General features: G+C 68.8%; 12 protein-coding genes. 4 read left to right on the top strand and 8 right to left on the bottom strand.

Annotated elements, in window-relative coordinates:
• Window positions 1-11: 11 nt before the first annotated feature.
• Complete coding sequence (locus tag AC3WOE_RS03200; RefSeq protein ID WP_492688219.1) at window positions 12-1,337, bottom strand: MFS transporter; 1,326 nt, start codon at window positions 1,335-1,337, stop codon at window positions 12-14.
• Window positions 1,338-1,409: 72 nt separating this feature from the next.
• On the opposite strand from AC3WOE_RS03200, the gene AC3WOE_RS03195 reads away from it, so the two are divergent.
• Entirely contained in the window at window positions 1,410-2,300 is an 891-nt protein-coding gene (locus tag AC3WOE_RS03195) for a LysR family transcriptional regulator (protein WP_492688217.1), read from the top strand.
• 9 nt (window positions 2,301-2,309) lie between these two features.
• Here the strand turns inward: AC3WOE_RS03195 and AC3WOE_RS03190 are convergent, their stop codons facing one another.
• The 5 genes from AC3WOE_RS03190 to AC3WOE_RS03170 all read right to left on the bottom strand — a co-directional run bounded on the left by AC3WOE_RS03190 (window position 2,310) and on the right by AC3WOE_RS03170 (window position 9,014).
• Entirely contained in the window at window positions 2,310-2,642 is a 333-nt protein-coding gene (locus tag AC3WOE_RS03190; RefSeq protein ID WP_492688216.1) for a hypothetical protein, read from the bottom strand.
• Between the two features lie 157 nt (window positions 2,643-2,799).
• On the bottom strand, window positions 2,800-6,036 hold the full coding sequence (locus AC3WOE_RS03185) for an efflux RND transporter permease subunit (protein WP_492688214.1): 3,237 nt from the start codon (window positions 6,034-6,036) through the stop codon (window positions 2,800-2,802).
• A 16-nt stretch (window positions 6,037-6,052) separates the two neighbouring features.
• Window positions 6,053-7,222: an efflux RND transporter periplasmic adaptor subunit gene (locus AC3WOE_RS03180; protein ID WP_492688212.1), complete on the bottom strand. Its 1,170-nt coding sequence runs from the start codon at window positions 7,220-7,222 to the stop codon at window positions 6,053-6,055.
• Window positions 7,223-7,373: 151 nt separating this feature from the next.
• A complete protein-coding gene (gene aroC, locus AC3WOE_RS03175; protein WP_492688211.1) occupies window positions 7,374-8,477 on the bottom strand; it encodes a chorismate synthase in 1,104 nt (367 codons plus the stop codon).
• A gap of 69 nt (window positions 8,478-8,546) precedes the next feature.
• Window positions 8,547-9,014 (bottom strand): CBS domain-containing protein, encoded by a 468-nt coding sequence (locus AC3WOE_RS03170; protein WP_492688209.1) that lies wholly within the window; start codon window positions 9,012-9,014, stop codon window positions 8,547-8,549.
• Between the two features lie 73 nt (window positions 9,015-9,087).
• On the opposite strand from AC3WOE_RS03170, the gene AC3WOE_RS03165 reads away from it, so the two are divergent.
• Window positions 9,088-10,380, top strand: coding sequence for an O-acetylhomoserine aminocarboxypropyltransferase (locus AC3WOE_RS03165; RefSeq protein ID WP_492688208.1), 1,293 nt, complete (start codon window positions 9,088-9,090; stop codon window positions 10,378-10,380).
• Window positions 10,377-11,174 (top strand): alpha/beta fold hydrolase, encoded by a 798-nt coding sequence (locus AC3WOE_RS03160; RefSeq protein WP_492688206.1) that lies wholly within the window; start codon window positions 10,377-10,379, stop codon window positions 11,172-11,174. Before AC3WOE_RS03165 ends, AC3WOE_RS03160 begins: the two co-directional genes overlap by 4 nt.
• Here the strand turns inward: AC3WOE_RS03160 and AC3WOE_RS03155 are convergent.
• A complete protein-coding gene (locus AC3WOE_RS03155) occupies window positions 11,159-12,616 on the bottom strand; it encodes a flavin-containing monooxygenase (RefSeq protein WP_492688204.1) in 1,458 nt (485 codons plus the stop codon). The two genes, AC3WOE_RS03160 and AC3WOE_RS03155, sit on opposite strands and share 16 nt — an antisense overlap.
• Before the next feature lie 84 nt (window positions 12,617-12,700).
• Here AC3WOE_RS03155 and AC3WOE_RS03150 point away from each other — a divergent pair, with 84 nt between their 5' ends.
• Complete coding sequence (locus tag AC3WOE_RS03150; RefSeq protein ID WP_492688202.1) at window positions 12,701-13,018, top strand: Mpo1-like protein; 318 nt, start codon at window positions 12,701-12,703, stop codon at window positions 13,016-13,018.
• Here AC3WOE_RS03150 and AC3WOE_RS03145 read toward each other — a convergent pair.
• On the bottom strand, window positions 13,015-13,824 hold the full coding sequence (locus AC3WOE_RS03145; RefSeq protein ID WP_492688201.1) for a MipA/OmpV family protein: 810 nt from the start codon (window positions 13,822-13,824) through the stop codon (window positions 13,015-13,017). The two genes, AC3WOE_RS03150 and AC3WOE_RS03145, sit on opposite strands and share 4 nt — an antisense overlap.
• Window positions 13,825-13,856: the final 32 nt, after the last annotated feature.

The raw sequence follows: 13,856 nt of genomic DNA, 5'->3' as shown, positions 1-13,856 counted from the left end.
GATTGTGCGGGTCAACGGGCGAGCTTGGCAAGGGCGAGCGCCATGAGAACCAGGCCTGTCGCAATCGCGAAGGCGACTTGCAAGCCTGCAGCCGCGAAGACAGCACCCAGCGCGGCAGCCCCGGTGACGAGGCCGAGATTACGGGACAGCGTCAGCAGCGCGGAGACGACGCCGCGCTGATCGGGCGCCACATCGGCCATGACGGCCGTGTTGTTGGCAGCCTGGAAAAGCGCATAGCCCGGCGTGACGATGACCAGCGGCCCGACATAGCCCAGGGCACCGAGCGCAGCCGGCAGCAGGCCGATGAGGGCGCAGCCCAGCGTCATCGCGGCCAGGCCGACACGGGCCATCGGGCGAGCGCCGAAGCGGTCGACGAGGCGCCCGGCCGGCACGCCGCTGAAGGCCGACACGATGGGACCGATGGACATCAGCGCGCCGACGGCCGCGGCCCCGAGACCCAGACCCTGCCCGAGGTGAAAGGGGCCGACGACCAGCGTCGCCATCATGACGGTCGAGACCAGGGCGTTCATCGCCAGGCTGGCGCTCAACGCCTGATCACGGAATTGCTCGAGCTTCAACAGCGGCGCGGCAACACGGGACTCGACGCCGATGAAGAGCACCAGGCCAGCGGCCGATGCCATCAGCAGGCCCGGGTGCCGGGTCATGCCGAGGGCATAGGCAGCGAGGGTCAGCGCGAGCAACACCGTGCCGAGGATGTCGAAGCGCGGTGCACCCCGCCGGGGTTGGTCGGCCGGCAGGCAACGCCAGGCCAGCAGGAGGGCCAGCAGGCCCAGCGGCAGGTTGACCGCGAAGATCGCCCGCCAGCCCGTGGCGGCGATCAACAGCCCGCCCATCGAGGGACCGAGGGCCGTGCCGACGGCCGACATGGTGCCCAGCAGTCCCATCGCGCTGCCGGTGCGGGCCTTGGGCACCGTCTCACCGACAAAGGCCAGGGTCAGGGCCATCATGGCCGCGGCACCCAGGCCCTGCACGGCACGCGCGGCGATCAGCCAGCCGAGGCCGGGAGCCAGTGCCGCCCCAGCGGATGCGGCCGAGAACAGCGCGATACCGCCCAGCAGCAGGCGCCGGCGGCCGAACAGATCACCGAGACGGCCGGCCCCGACGATCAGCGTCGTCGTCGCCAGCAGATAGGCCAGCACCACCCATTGCACCTCGGCGAAGCGGGCGCCGAAGGCCTCGGCCAGCGTCGGCAGCGCGACGTTGGCGCTGCTGATGGCCAGGGCCGGCAGCAGCATGCCCAGGGCCAGGCTGGTGAGCACGGCAACGGGCGCCGCAGCGGCGACGGGAGGGGCGGATTGGGTGGCGGCGGATGTCATGCCCAGACCTTAGGCCTTGGCGATGCATGGCGGAAGACGCATCATTTGCACTTCATACCTGCACGAGACGCCATGTCCGACGCCGACCTCAACCTCTTGCTGACGCTGGACGCCCTGCTGGCCGAAGGCAGCGTCGCGGGCGCCGCCAGGCGGCTGCGGCTCAGCCCGTCGGCCATGAGTCGGTCCCTGGCCCGGCTGCGCGAAGCGACCGGCGACCCGCTGCTGGTGCGCGCCGGGCGAGGGCTGGTGCCCTCCCCGCGCGCGCTGGAGTTGCGTGAACGGGTCGGCCCGCTGCTGCAGGAGGTCCAGGCGGCGCTGCGGCCGGCGGCGGAACTGGATCTCGCCAAATTGCAGCGCGAGTTCACGCTGCGCACGCGCGAAGGCTTTGTCGAGAACTTCGGCGCGGCGTTGCTCCAACGAGTCGCGAGTGAAGCGCCGGGCGTGCGGCTGCGCTTCGTGCCCAAGCCGGACCGGGACAGCGGACCGCTGCGCGACGGCAGCGTGGACCTCGAGACCGGCGTGGTCGGCTCCAACACGGGACCGGAACTGCGCGCCCAGGCGCTGTTCCGCGATCGCTTCGTGGGTGTCGTCCGCGCCGGCCACCCGCTCGCGCGCGGCAAGCTCACGGCCCAGCGCTACGCCGCGGGACAACACATCGCCATTGCCCGCCGCGGCAGCAGGCCGGGGCATGTGGACGACGCGCTCTCAGGCCTGGGCCTGAGCCGCGGCTTCGCCATCACCGTGGCCGGCTTCTCCGAGGCCCTGGCCATCGCTCGCGGCACCGACCTGATTGCGACGGTGCCGGAGCGGCATACGGGTCAGCTGCGGGACGGTCTGCTGAGCTTCGATCTGCCGCTGGCGATGGAGGCCTTCACCGTCTCGCTGCTGTGGCATCCACGCATGGATGGCGACGCCGCCCACCGTTGGCTGCGCGGCCGTGTGCGGGAGGTCTGTTCGGGCTGAGGCCGCCGTCTAGGCCAGTTCGTTCAGCCAGCCGCCCTGGCCATCGAATCGCACGCCCGGCACTGCGGCCTTCGACGACTCCATGGCTTGGTGGCCGCGCACCGCAGCCGCCTTGGCGTCTTCGGCCGTCTTGACCTGGGCCTTGATGGCATCGATCTTGTCGGTGATTTCGGCGATCTTGGCCTTGCCGGCCGGCGTCTTGCAGGACGGGCAGTGAACCCAGTCGGAGAGCTGGGTTTCGAGCTTTGCAAGCTCGCTGCCGGCCGTGGCCGGCGCTCGTGGCGCGGCTGCGCTCGCGGGGCTTGCCGAAGACGTGCCGTTCAGGCGTTCAATGCTGGCCATGTGGAGAGAGTGGAGGCTTTCCAGGGTTCTTATCGGCTTCCCCAGGGCAGAACTTAGCGGGTCTGGCCGACATTGCAACCCGGCAGGGCCCGCAAAAAAAGGCCGACCACCGAAGTGGCCGGCCCAGCGCTGGAGCGCGCTCGAGGGAGATCGTTGCTTATTCCTTGTCTGCCGGCATCGCGCCGGGCATGCCGTGCAGCGGCAGTGCCGTGGCGCCACCCTGCTCCGCGGCCTTCTTGGCGGGCTTCTTTTCCCGCACCAGATAGCTGTAGAGCACCGGCACCACCACCAGGGTCAGCAGCGTCGAGGTGATGACGCCGCCGATGATGGCGCGGCCCATGGGTGCCTGGATTTCGCCGCCGTCGTTCAGCGCGATGGCCATGGGCAGCATGCCGAAGACCATGGCGGCCGTCGTCATGATGATGGGGCGCATGCGGATCAGGCCGGCCTGCAGCAACGCGTCGGCAATCGTCGCCCCGGCCTTGCGGGCATGGTTGGCGAAGTCCACCAGCAGGATGGCGTTCTTGGTCACCAGGCCCATCAGCATCACCAGGCCGATCATCGAGAAGACGTTCAGCGTCGACCTCCACAGCAGCAGGGCCAGCATGACGCCGATCAGGGCCAGAGGCAGCGAGGCCATGATGGCGATGGGCTGCAGGAAGCTGCCGAACTGGCTGGCCAGCACGATGTAGATGAAGATCACCGCCAGGCCCATGGCTGCCAGCAGGCCGTTGAAGGCCTCGGCCTGCTGCTTGCCGGCGCCGTCCACCTTGAAGCTGATGCCCGGGGGCAACTGGGTGTTCTTGATGAGCTTCTGCACATCGGCGTTGACGTCGCCGCCCGGGCGGCCCTGGACGCCGGCGAACACGGCCTCGCGGCGCTGCAGGTTCTCGCGGCGGATCACCTCGGGGTTGAACACCGGCTCGATGGTGGCAACCTGGTCCAGCGTGATGGGCGCGCCGTCCTTGGAGAAGGCCACCGGCAGCTTGCTCATCTGCTCGATGCGCTCGCGCTGGTCGCGCGGCAGGCGCAGCAGCACCTCGACCTGGTTGCCGTCCGGCGTCGTCCAATAGGTCGCCACGTCGCCGTTGACGTAGGCGCGCAAGCTTGATGCGATCTGCGGCGCGGTCAGGCCGAGCTCGCGGATGGCCGAGTCCTTCAGGCGCACGGCGAAGGCGGGCAGGCCGGGCTTGACGGTCAGGTCGACGTCGACGGCGCCGGGGATCTTCTTCAGGTTCTCGGCGAAGTCCTTGGCGACCTGGGTCAGCACTTCGGGGTCGGTGCCGAGGATGGTGACCCAGATGGGGCGGTTGAAGCCGACGCTGACCTCGATGCCGGGAATCTTGGCGATGTCGGCGCGGATGGCGTCCTCGATCTCCTTCTGCGTGCGCTTGCGCTCGCTGCGGTCGCTCAGGGAGATGTTCAGCGCCGCCTGGTTGCGGCCCGTCGCCAGGCCTTCACCGGTGCTGCCGACCACCGTCGAGACGGTCTTGATCTCGGGGTAGTTCTTGAGGATCTCCTCGATCTGCGCGACCTTGGCACTGCCGCGCTCGACGCTCGACGCCACCGGCATGCGCAGATTGACCTGCGTGAAGCCGTTGTCGGTCTCGGGTACGAACTCGCTGCCCACCATGGGTGCCAGCATCAGCGCGATGACGAAGCTGGCGACGGCGCCCCACATCACCAGGCCGCGCGGCGTCAGCGTGGCGAAGCGGAACACGCGCCTGGCGGCCTTGTCGCGCTTGCCATTGGCGTCGAAGGGATGGCCGTAGGCGGGGATGGGCGGCACGAAGACGCGGTAGCGGCGGCCGGAGAAGGCCCACTTGATCAGGCGCTCGTAGCCGTCGTGCAGATGCTCCATGCTCCAGTCGGTGGCGCGGATGGCGTGGCCGATGACGGGCCAGTGCTTGATGCGCGTGTTGACCGGGTCGTGCCAGACCGAGGACAGCATGGGGTCGAGCGTGAAGCTGACGAACAGGCTGACCAGCACGGCCACCGCGACGGTGATGCCGAAGGGATAGAAGAACTTGCCGATGATGCCGCCCATGAAGGCGACGGGCACGAACACGGCGCAGATGGCGAAGGTGGTGGCCATCACCGCCAGGCCGATCTCGTTGGTGCCGTCGGCGGCCGCGGTGTGATGGTCCTTGCCCATGGCCACGTGGCGCACGATGTTCTCGCGCACGACGATGGCGTCGTCGATCAGCAGGCCGATGCACAGCGAGAGCGCCATCATCGTCATGAAGTTCAGCGTGAAGCCGAAGGCCTGCACGGCGATGAAGCTGGAGATGACGGCGATGGGCAGGGTCAGGCCGGTGATGATGGTCGAGCGCCAGCTGTGCAGGAACAGGAAGACGATGGCCACGGTCAGCAGGGCGCCTTCGATCAGCGTGTGCTTCAGGCCGGTCAGCGAGCCCTTGACGAAATCGGAGTTGGCGTAGATCAGGCGCAGCTCGACATCCTTGGGCAACACCTTGCGCAGTTCCTCCATCGCGTCCTTGATGGCATCGCCGGTCGCCACGATGTTGGCGTCCTGCTGCTTGAAGACGTTGAAGCTGACGGCCGGCTGGCCGTTGATGCGGGCGATGCTGTCGACCTCGCGCTCACGCTCGACCAGGGTGCCCAGGTCGTTCAGCGTCAGTGCCAGGTTGCCGCGGCGGGCGACGACCATCTGCGAGAACTGCTTGGGGTCCTTGACGCGGCCTTCGACGCGCAGGATGGCGTCGGAGTTGGAGTCGGACAGCAGGCCCACGGGCTGGTCGCTGTTGGCGTCGGCCAGGGCCTTGGAGATCTCGGCCGGCGTCACGCCGTAGGCGCGCAGGCGCATGGGGTCGAGGTCGATGCGCACCTCGCGGGTCACCATGCCGCCGACGTCGACCTTGGCCACGCCTTCGACGCGCCCCAGACGCTTGGAGACCATCAGGTCGGCCATCATGGACAGCTCGCGCGCACCGCGCGTGAGGCTCAGCAGGGCCATGACGACGACGGGCTGGGCGTTGTCGGCCTGGAAGCGCGACACTGTCGGCGGCTTGACGTCCTTGGGGAAGGCAGCCTGGGCGGCGGCGACGCGGTCACGCAGGTCCTGCATGGCGCGGCTCATGTCGGTGCTCAGGCTGAACTCGACGCTGGCCTGCACGCGGCCTTCGAAGCTGCGCGACTGGATGCGGTCGACGCCGGCGATGCTGTTCAGCGCCTCTTCCAGCGGCTTGGCGACTTCACGCTCGACGGCCTCGGGCGAGGCGCCGGGGTAGCGGATGTCGATCCAGGCGCCGGGCAGGGAGATGTCGGGCATCTGCTCGACGCCCAGCTTGGCGTAGGAGAACAGGCCCAGCACGCACAGGGCCACCATCACCATGGTCGCGAAGACCGGGTTCTGGATGGAAACGCGGGTCATCCACATGGTGTGGCCCTCACTGTTGAGCGGTGGCCGAAGCCGCCGCGCTGGCGACCTTGGCTGACTTGGCGGCCACGATGGTCGCCTTGTCGCCTTCGCGCAGATTGTCGAAGCGGGCCGCCAGCACCTGGGCCTCGGGCTTGAGGCCGTTCAGGATCTCGACACGGCCGTCGCGGGCATCGCTGCGCCCTGTCGTCACGATGCGGCGCACCAGGGCCCCGCTCTCGATCATCCAGACCTGCTCCTGGCCGGAGTTGCGGCTGATGGCGGCGATGGGCACCGTCAGGCGCTGGGTGTCGTCGGGCAGCACCACCTTGGCGACGGCGTACTGGCCGGCGCGGTAGAGCTCCTTGGGGTTGCTCAGCACCAGGGTCACGCCGATGGAGCGGGTGCCCGGCTCGGCGCTGGGGGCGATGCGGTCGATCTTGGCTTCGACCGGCTCGTCCACGCCTTCCACCTTGACCTGCACCGTCATGCCGGGCTTGAGGCGGCTGACTTCATGCGTGCCGACCAGGCCGGCCAGTTCCAGCCGCGACAGGTCGACGATGGTCAGGATCTGCTGCTCGGCGGCCACCTTTTCGCCAGGCACCACATGGCGCTTGGAGACCACGCCGTTGATGGGCGCGACCAGCGCTGCCTGACGCATAGTCACCTGGCTGGTGTCCAGCTGGGCCTTGGCAGCATTCCAGTTGGCGCGGGCCGACTCGTAGGCGGCGCGGGAGGTGTCCAGGGCCGTCTGGGCGATGAAATTCTTGGCGGCCAGGCCTTCGTTGGCCTTGTAGCTGCGCTCGGCCTGTTCCATCTGGGCCCGCATGGCCTCGACGCTGGCGCCGCGCTCGGCGATGCGATAGCGCAGCTCTTCCAGGTCGACCTGGCCCAGAGCCTGGCCGGCCTTGACGCGGCTGCCTTCGCCGACGGCGAGGTTCAGCAGGGTGCCGTTGGACTTGGCGCGCACCATGGCCGTGCCCGGCGCCACCAGCGGACCGCTGAACTCGATCTGGGCCGGCATGGCGGCCAGCGTCGGCTTGACGACTTCACTGGCGACGAACTCCAGGGCCGGCTTGGCCTTGGCATCGTCACCCGGCTTCTTCGGGCCATCGCCCTTGCTCGCCATGACGGCCACACCGGCTCCGCCCACCAGCAGCACGACAGCTGCAACGGCACCCAACTTGAACGACTTACGCATGGCTCCCCCAGTACGCTCTCTGATACAGACCTTTGCAGTCTAGAAATGAGAGCGTCGGGGCGCAGCGGGCTTGTGACGAAACGCGGTTTGCGGGGGCTGAGCTGCACCGGCTGGCGATCAGGCCGGCGGCTTTCGGGCGACGAACTGCGGATCAGGCCGGACGAGTTGCCGGAATCGGGTCGATGGGCAGCCTCACGTCGCCGCATTGCGCCCTATGACGAAGGGCATGGTCCATCAGCACCAGGGCCAGCATGGCCTCGGCGATGGGCGTGGCGCGGATGCCCACGCAGGGGTCGTGGCGGCCGAAGGTCTCCACCACCGACGGGTTGCCGGCGCGGTCGATGCTGGCCTTGGGGCTGCGGATGGAGCTGGTGGGCTTGATGGCGATGCTGGCGACGATGTCCTGGCCCGTGGAGATGCCGCCCAGCATGCCGCCGGAGTTGTTGCTGGCAAAACCTTCGCGACTCAGCTCGTCGCCATGCTCGGTGCCCTTCTGGGCCACGACCGCGAAGCCGGCGCCGATCTCGACACCCTTGACGGCATTGATGCCCATCATGGCGTAGGCGACGTCGGCATCGAGCTTGTCGAACAGCGGCTCGCCCAGGCCCACCGGCACGCCGGTGGCCTCGACGCGGATGCGCGCGCCGACCGAGTCACCGGCCTTGCGCAGAGCGTCCATATAGTCCTCCAGCGCCGCGATCTTGCTGGCGTTGGCGGCGAAGAAGGGGTTCTGCCCCACGTGTTCCCAGCCTTCGAAGGGAATCTCGATCTCGCCCAGCTGGGTCATGCAGCCGCGGAACTCGGTGCCGTACTTCTCGCGCAGCCATTTGCGGGCCACGGCACCGGCGCCGACCATGGGCGCGGTCAGCCGGGCCGACGCGCGGCCGCCACCGCGCGGATCGCGTACACCGTATTTGCGCCAGTAGGTGTAGTCGGCGTGGCCGGGGCGGAAGGTGTCGAGGATGTTGCCGTAGTCCTTGCTGCGCTGGTCGGTGTTCTCGATCAGCAGGCAGATGGGCGTGCCGGTGGTGACGCCCTCGTAGACGCCGGACAGGATCTTGACCGCGTCCGGCTCGTTGCGCTGGGTCACGTGCCGGCTGGTGCCGGGGCGGCGACGATCCAGCTCGGGCTGGATGTCGGCCTCGCTGAGGGCCATGCCCGGGGGGCAGCCGTCGATGACGCAGCCGATGGCCGGGCCATGGCTTTCGCCGAAGTTGGTGACGCGGAAGAGTTCGCCGAAGGTGCTGCCTGACATATGCCACCGATTTTAGGCGGCGCCCAAAAGCAAAAGCGGCCCGAAAAGGCCGCCTTCATGCGTTGCGAACTAGAGCTTGGGCTCGGCCTCGGCCGTGCCTTCCTCGACCGGCCAGTCGCGGATATAGGCCTTGAGCATGCGGTTCTCGAAGTCCTGGCTGTCCACCACGGCCTTAGCCACGTCGTACAGGGAGATGACCCCCATCAGCGTCTTGCCGTTCATGACCGGCATGTAGCGGGCGTGGCGGCCCAGCATCATGCGGCGCACCTCGTCGATCTCGGTCTCGGGCGTGCAGGTCAGCGGCGCATCGTCCATGACCGAACGCACGATGGTCGTGCCGACGGCGCCGTTGTTCTTGACGACCGCCGAGATGACCTCGCGAAAGGTCAGCATGCCCACCAGGTCGCCATGCTCCATGACCACCAGCGAGCCGATGTCGCGCTCGGCCATGACGGCGAGGGAATCCTTCAGCGGCTCGTCGGGCGTGACGGTGAACAGGGTGCCGCCTTTGACACGCAGGATATCGACGACTTTCATGGGAACCTCCGTGGCAAAAACTCATGGGCAACATAGCACACAATCCCCGCGCATCCACACCATAGAAAACACCATGCCGGGCTTCGACACCCTAGCTTTGCATGCCGGCGCCACGCCCGATCCGGGCACCGGCGCGCGGGCGACGCCGCTGCACTTGAGCGCCTCCTTCGTCTTCGAGAGCAGCGAGCACGCCGCCTCGCTGTTCAACATGGAGAGGGCAGGCCATGTCTACAGCCGGCTCTCCAACCCGACGACGGCCGTCTTCGAGGAGCGCATGGCGGCCCTGGACGGCGGCGTCGGCGCGATCGCCACGGCCAGCGGCCAGGCGGCCCTGCACCTGGCCATCTGCACGCTGATGGGCGCCGGCGGCCACATCGTCGCCAGCACGGCCCTGTATGGCGGCAGCCACAACCTGTTGCACTACACGCTGAAGCGTTTCGGTATCGAAACGACCTTCGTGAATCCGCGCGACCTCGACGCCTGGCGCGCGGCCATCCGGCCCGAGACCCGGCTGCTGTTCGGCGAGTCGCTGGGCAACCCGGGGCTGGACGTGCTGGACATCCCGGCCGTCTCGGCGCTTGCCCATGAGGCCGGTCTGCCGCTGCTGGTGGATGCCACCTTCGCCACGCCCTATCTGCAGCGACCGGCCGAGCTGGGCGCCGACCTGGTCTACCACTCGGCCACCAAATTCCTGTGCGGCCATGGCACCGTCATTGGCGGCGTACTCGTCGATGCCGGCTCGTTCGACTGGCAAGCCGCCCACGACCGTCACGGCAAGTTCGACACGCTGTGTGAGCCGTATGAGGGCTTCCACGGCATGGTCTTCAGCGAGGAGAGCACCGTCGGCGCCTTTTTGCTGCGCGCCCGCCGCGAGGGCCTGCGCGACTTCGGCGCCTGCATGAGCCCGCACACCGCCTGGCTGATGCTGCAGGGGCTGGAGACCCTGCCGCTGCGCATGGCCCGGCACGTCGCCAATGCACAGGCGGTGGCCGAGTTCCTCCAAGCCCACGACCTCGTCGACAAGGTGGCCTACCCCGGCCTCGCCTCCCACCCCGACCACGCCCTGGCCCAGAAGCTGATGCCGCGCGGTGCCGGCGCGGTCTTCTCCTTCGACCTCAAGGGCAGCCGCGAGCAGGGGCGCGCCTTCATCGAGGCGCTGAAGATCTTTTCCCACCTCGCCAATGTCGGCGACGCCAAGTCCCTGGTCATCCATCCGGCCAGCACCACCCACTTCCGCATGGACGACGCCGCGCTGAAGAGTGCCGGCATCGGCCCCGGCACCATCCGTCTGTCCATCGGCCTGGAAGATCCGGCCGACCTCATCGACGACCTGAAGCGGGCGCTCAAAGTGGCGAGCAAGTCATGAAGCTGACGGTCGACTCCCACGAGGCCTATGCCTACACCGGCGGCAAGCCCTTCGACCCCGCCCTGCCCTGCGTCGTCTTCATCCACGGCGCGCTGAACGACCACAGCGTCTGGACCCTGCTGGCCCGCTGGTGCGCCCATCACGGCTATGGCGTGCTGGCCGTCGACCTGCCTGGTCACGGCCGCAGCGGCGGTATGCCCTTGAAGAGCGTCGAGGACATCGCGTCCTGGCTGCACCGGCTGCTGGACGCCGCCGGCGTGCAGAAGGCGACCCTGGTCGGCCACAGCATGGGCTCACTGATTGCGCTTGAAGCCGCAGTGCGGGCCAGCACCCTGGTCATGGTGGGCACGGCCTATCCGATGAAGGTCTCGGAAGCCCTGCTGACGACGGCACGCGACCAGCCCGAGGCGGCCATGGCCATGGTCACCGCCTTCTCGCATTCCCTGGCCAGCGCCAAGCCCGGCTACCCGGGCCCCGGCAGTTGGCTGCGCGGCGGCTCGATGGCGCTGATGAAGCGGCTGCAGTCGCGCCAGACGGCCGTCAACCTGTTCGAGAACGACTTCCAGGTCTGCGACCGCTATGCCGGTGGCGAAGCGGCCGCGGCACGCGTGAGCTGCCCGGTGCACTTCGTCCTCGGCGCGCTCGACCAGATGACTTCACCCAAGCAGAACGTGGTGCTGGGCGGCCTGCTGAAGCCGCGCATCCACAAGCTGCCGGCCGGCCATGCACTGATGGCCGAGGCGCCCGACGCCATGCTGGCGGCGTTGAGGGCAGCGCTTCAGCCCAGCTCGTAGGCGGCCGCGTCGGGCCGGCGGACCGCGCGGGCATAGTCGCGCGCAAAGCCGGGCCAGATGGCGACGATGCGTCCGCCCTCGGCGCGGTACCAGGAATTGCAATGGGCCCAGACCGAGGTCGACAGCCGCTTCTGCAATGCAGCGTCCTGGGCCTGGGCCGCCTGGGCCTTCACGGCAATCCAGCGGCCGCCCTCGCCCCGCAAGCGCTGCATGCAGGCGATGGCATGCTCGACCTGGGGCTCCAGCGACAACAGGGCCGAGGTGTGCCCCGTCAGCGTGTTCGGCCCCAACATCAGGAAGAAGTTGGGAAAGTCCGGCACGCTGACACCCAGATAGGCCTGCGGCCCGCCGGCCCAGGCGTCGCTGAGCAGCCGCCCACCCCGGCCGCGCACCGGCAGGCCCGACAAGGGGTGGGTGGTGTCGTAGCCGGTTGCGCAGACCAGCGCATCCAGTGCGCGCTCGCGACCATCGGCCGTCAGCACTCCGGCGGGCGTGATGCGTTCGATGCCGGCCGTGACCAGTTCGGACTGCGGCAACTGCAGGGCCGGGTAGTAGTCGTTGGAATAGATGATGCGCTTGCAGCCCAGCGGATAGCGCGGCGTCAGGGCCTCGCGCAAGGCCGGGTCGCTCACTCGGCGGCGATGCCGATCGGCCACCGCCACGGCCGCGCGACGGGCCAGAGTGCCGTCGTCGAAGCCATGCCGCCCCAGGTCCAGAGCGGCGCAGAAAGCCTTGTGCGTCAACGCGGCATAGCCCGGCACGCGCATCAGCCAGCGGTCCAGTCGTCCGTAGCGCCGGTCCAGGCGCGGCAGCACCCAGTTCGGGGTGCGCTGGAAGACCTTCAATTGACCCGCCGTGGGCACCAGTGCCGGCACCAGCTGAGCCGCCGTCGAGCCGGTGCCGATGACACCGATGCGCTTGCCGGCCAGGTCGGCATCGGCGGGCCAGCGGCCGGTGTGCAGCAGGCGGCCCTGGAAATCAGCCAGCCCGGGGATGTCGGGCCAGCGCGCAATGCTGAGCTGGCCGGTGCTGCAGACGAAGAAGCGCGCCGTGATGCGGCTGCCGTCGTCCAGGTTCAGATGCCACCGCCCCGCCGGTTCGTCGAAGCTCGCATCGACGATGGCGCGGCCCAGGCGCATGCGCGGCAGCAGGTCGTGGCTCTCGGCCAGGCGCTGCTGGTAGCGCTGGATCTCGGGCGCGTCGGCGAAGCGGTGCGTCCAGTGCGGATTGGGCGCGAAGCTGAAGCTGTAGGCCGGCGCCGGGATGTCGACCTGGGCGCCCGGGTAGCGGTTGTCCCACCAGGTGCCGCCGATGCCGGTGGACTTCTCGACGATGAGGAAGTCCTGGAGGCCGGCGCGCTGCAGCTGGATGGCCATGCACAGCCCGGACATGCCGGCGCCGAGGATGACGGCTTCGAATTCGGTGGCGGGTGACGGGCGCATCGATTCATTGTTGCCAGGGCAAGCCCGCTTGCCGCTCGGGCCCAACCCGCGATTGAATCTAAGGCCTACTGCCGCAGTGTCAGCATGCCCATCATGAGCACCGACCGCTTCACCCGCTTCGCCGACTTCTATCCCTTCTACCTCAGCGAGCACAGCAACAGCGTCTGCCGCCGCCTGCACTTCGTCGGCTCGACGCTGGTGCTGCTCTGTCTCTTCCAGCTGCTGGCGACCGGTGCCCTGGTCTGGCTGCTGTACGGCCTGTTGTGCGGTTATGGCTTCGCCTGGATCGGGCATTTCTTCTTCGAGAAGAACCGGCCGGCAACCTTCAAATACCCGCTGTTCAGCTTCATGGGCGACTGGGTGATGTACGCCGACATCTGGCGCGGCAAGGTCAAGCTCTAGTTGCGCCAGGCGATGCCGAGGTTCGCGTAAGTCCCTTTGCGCTGCTGCGTGAGCGGGCTGTCCGCCGCCGGCCCCAGCAGGTAGCTGCCGCCGGCGCCGCCGAAGGCGAACCAGTGCTTGGACAGCGGCCGCGTGAAGCTCACGCCGGCATGCACGTCGCGCAGGCCGGCACCGGGCTCGTAAGCGGGTTTGCCGCTGGCGGCGGTGGCCGACTCGGGGACGCCGAAGTAGCTGCGCATATTGGTGGCGTCGCCGGCCGAGACGCCGATGCCGCTGGCCCATTCCAGCGTCGGGCTGCGGTAGAAGCGCCAGCCCAGGTCCACGCCCGCCGTCAGCCCGCCCTTGTGGCCGAGCAGGTCCTGCGAGAGGTTGGCGCCGAGGTTCAAGTCGGGCGCCAGGCTGTAGTTGGCGTAAAGCCGGGCGCGCAGCGTGCGCTTGACGTCGGGCAGGCCCTGGGTGGTGCTGGAGTCGCCGCTGTTGCGGCCGCTGTCCACCCGCAGGGCCACGCCCAGGCGCAGCCTGCTGCTGTCGATCAGCAAGGTGCTGGCGCCGGCCCCGCCGGCGTCGCGGCCGAAGCCGAGGATGGCGCTGCCCCCCGAGGTGCTGATTCGCCAGCGCCCCCACTGCACGGCCCACAGCGGCCTGAGCTTGGTCTGGCGCGTCGTGGCGCCGTCATATTCGGGCCGGCTGGCCACCGAGGCGCCGAGCAGATAGCGGGCCGGCTGGCCTTCCGGCTCCTGTTCAGCCTGCTGGGCGAGGACGGGCAGGGCCAGGGCCCCGGCGAGGACGGCTACGACTGACTTCATGCCGCCAGCCTAGCAGCCCGGACTGTCCCTGG

Source organism: Roseateles sp. FW305-36, assembly GCF_058787015.1.
Note: the sequence above shows the minus strand (reverse complement) of the source record. Positions and strands in the feature narration are given on the sequence as shown.

Excerpts from the sequence above, each read along its gene's own strand:
- AC3WOE_RS03200 (WP_492688219.1), bottom strand. The coding sequence starts at position 1,337 with ATGACATCCGCCGCCACCCAATCCGCCCCTCCCGTCGCCGCTGCGGCG.
- AC3WOE_RS03195 (WP_492688217.1), top strand. The coding sequence starts at position 1,410 with ATGTCCGACGCCGACCTCAACCTCTTGCTGACGCTGGACGCCCTGCTG.
- AC3WOE_RS03190 (WP_492688216.1), bottom strand. The coding sequence starts at position 2,642 with ATGGCCAGCATTGAACGCCTGAACGGCACGTCTTCGGCAAGCCCCGCG.
- AC3WOE_RS03185 (WP_492688214.1), bottom strand. The coding sequence starts at position 6,036 with ATGACCCGCGTTTCCATCCAGAACCCGGTCTTCGCGACCATGGTGATG.
- AC3WOE_RS03180 (WP_492688212.1), bottom strand. The coding sequence starts at position 7,222 with ATGCGTAAGTCGTTCAAGTTGGGTGCCGTTGCAGCTGTCGTGCTGCTG.
- aroC (WP_492688211.1), bottom strand. The coding sequence starts at position 8,477 with ATGTCAGGCAGCACCTTCGGCGAACTCTTCCGCGTCACCAACTTCGGC.
- AC3WOE_RS03170 (WP_492688209.1), bottom strand. The coding sequence starts at position 9,014 with ATGAAAGTCGTCGATATCCTGCGTGTCAAAGGCGGCACCCTGTTCACC.
- AC3WOE_RS03165 (WP_492688208.1), top strand. The coding sequence starts at position 9,088 with ATGCCGGGCTTCGACACCCTAGCTTTGCATGCCGGCGCCACGCCCGAT.
- AC3WOE_RS03160 (WP_492688206.1), top strand. The coding sequence starts at position 10,377 with ATGAAGCTGACGGTCGACTCCCACGAGGCCTATGCCTACACCGGCGGC.
- AC3WOE_RS03155 (WP_492688204.1), bottom strand. The coding sequence starts at position 12,616 with ATGCGCCCGTCACCCGCCACCGAATTCGAAGCCGTCATCCTCGGCGCC.
- AC3WOE_RS03150 (WP_492688202.1), top strand. The coding sequence starts at position 12,701 with ATGCCCATCATGAGCACCGACCGCTTCACCCGCTTCGCCGACTTCTAT.
- AC3WOE_RS03145 (WP_492688201.1), bottom strand. The coding sequence starts at position 13,824 with ATGAAGTCAGTCGTAGCCGTCCTCGCCGGGGCCCTGGCCCTGCCCGTC.